This window comes from Bacillus sp. 05T31 (assembly GCF_056396725.1).
Genome location: NZ_JBFTMA010000741.1, coordinates 1 through 2,145, shown reverse-complemented (window position 1 = coordinate 2,145; position 2,145 = coordinate 1). Strand labels below are relative to the sequence as shown.

The 2,145-nt window shown below is 36.6% G+C and carries 1 protein-coding gene; it reads left to right on the top strand.

Annotated features, from left to right (window positions below):
* Window positions 1-61: 61 nt before the first annotated feature.
* Window positions 62-2,145, top strand: a 2,084-nt coding sequence (locus AC1DJR_RS27595; protein WP_477004001.1) for an ABC transporter ATP-binding protein, incomplete at its 3' end; no start/stop codon positions are given.

Here is a 2,145-nt window from a genome sequence, read left to right as displayed (position 1 = left end):
AAGGAGAGAAGCGGAGTAAAAACTAAAAAAATTAGACAAAGAAAATGGAGAGATGAACTAAATGTTAAAGATCATGAAGCATTTAAAACCATTTATTGCTTCCATCATTGCAGTTGTATGTCTTTTAACTGTACAGGCAGTATGCGATCTATCACTGCCAGACTACATGTCTAACATTGTCAATGTAGGRATTCAACAAAAAGGTGTAGAAAATGCAGTACCTGAGGTTATTCGTAAAAGTGAAATGGATAAACTTACGCTCTTTATGAATGAAAATGAGAAGAAAAAAGTTGCTGACAACTATGTGWTTTTAGATAAGAACAACCTCTCTCAAAGTGAACTAAAAAATGACTTAAAAGATTATCCGCAGCTTGATAAAGAGCCACTTTATAAGTTACATACAGAAGATAAAAAAATAATTAACGAACTTAACGATATCTTTGGGAAACCAATGTTAATTACACAAGGAATTGAAAAAGGTGGCTCTCCTGCTGCGACAGGTGACAACAACACACCAGCGAAACTTCCGCCAAATTCAGATCCTTTTGCAATCATTGCGAAACTTCCTCAAGATCAAATCAATGCAATGAAAGAAAAGGCAGATGAAAAGTTTAAGAATATGCCAGGCAGCATGGTAACGCAATCAGCCGTTTCATTCATTGAGAATGAGTATAAAAAGATCGGTATCAATATAGATAAGCTTCAATCCAATTTCATCCTTACTTCCGGCGGGAAAATGCTACTTTTATCCTTAGTAAGTATGGCAGCTACCGTTATCGTGAGTTTACTTGCTGCAAAAGTAGCTGCAGGACTCGGCAGAGACCTTAGAAAGAAAGTATTCCGGAAAGTTACAAACTTCTCGAATGCGGAGTTTGATAAGTTTTCCACTGCATCTCTAATCACAAGAAGTACAAATGATGTCCAACAAGTTCAAACCCTTATGGTTATGATGCTTCGCATTGTATTCTATGCACCAATTTTAGGTATCGGCGGCATTATTAAAGTACTTACTACAGACCTTTCAATGGGATGGATTATCGCAGTTGCGGTAATTGCGATTTTAAGCCTAGTCATTGGTTTATTTAGCATCGCGATTCCTAAGTTTAAGCGTATCCAAAAGTTAGTAGATAAAATTAACTTAATCACTCGTGAATCTTTAACCGGTATGCTCGTTATTCGTGCTTTTAATACTCAAAAACATGAAGAAAAGAAATTTGAAAAAGGAAATCAAGATTTAACAAAAACAAATTTATTTGTAAGCCGTTTAATGTCATTTATGATGCCAATGATGATGTTTATCATGAATGCCGTTACTGTACTTATTATTTGGGTTGGATCACACCAAGTGGATATGGGACATATGCAAGTTGGTGATTTGATGGCATTTATGCAATATACAATGCAAATCATCATGGCCTTCTTAATGATTTCAATGGTATCTATTATGGTTCCACGTGCTTCAGTTTCCGCACAACGTATCGCAGAAGTTTTAGATACTGACATTACCATTAGTGATGTAAAAGAGCCGAAAACATTTGCTTCAGACAAGAAAGGTTACGTTGAATTTAAAAATGTTGGCTTTAGATACCCAGGTGCAGAAGAAGATGTGCTTTCCAATATCACCTTTACTGCAAAACCTGGTGAAACGACAGCTTTCATCGGAAGTACAGGTAGTGGTAAATCAACATTAATCAACTTAATTCCACGCTTTTACGATGTCACAAGCGGCCAAATATTAATAGATGGCACGGATATTAGAGAAGTATCTCAGAAGGAATTAAGAGAGAAAATTGGTTATGTACCGCAAAAAGGAGTTCTCTTCTCAGGTACAATCGAGAGTAATTTGAAATATGGTAAAAAAGAAGCAACTGAAGAAGAACTCGAAAAAGCGGCGGAAATCGCGCAAGCTATGGAGTTTATTAACGCGAAACCTGAAAGCTTCCGCACAGAAATATCACAAGGTGGTACGAACGTTTCCGGTGGTCAAAAACAAAGACTTTCTATTGCGCGTGCTCTTACGAAAAAATCGGAAATCTTCATATTCGATGATAGTTTCTCAGCTCTTGACTTTAAGACAGACGCAGCATTGCGCAGAGCTTTAAACAATGAGATTACAGGAAGTACTATTTTACTTATTGCCCAAAG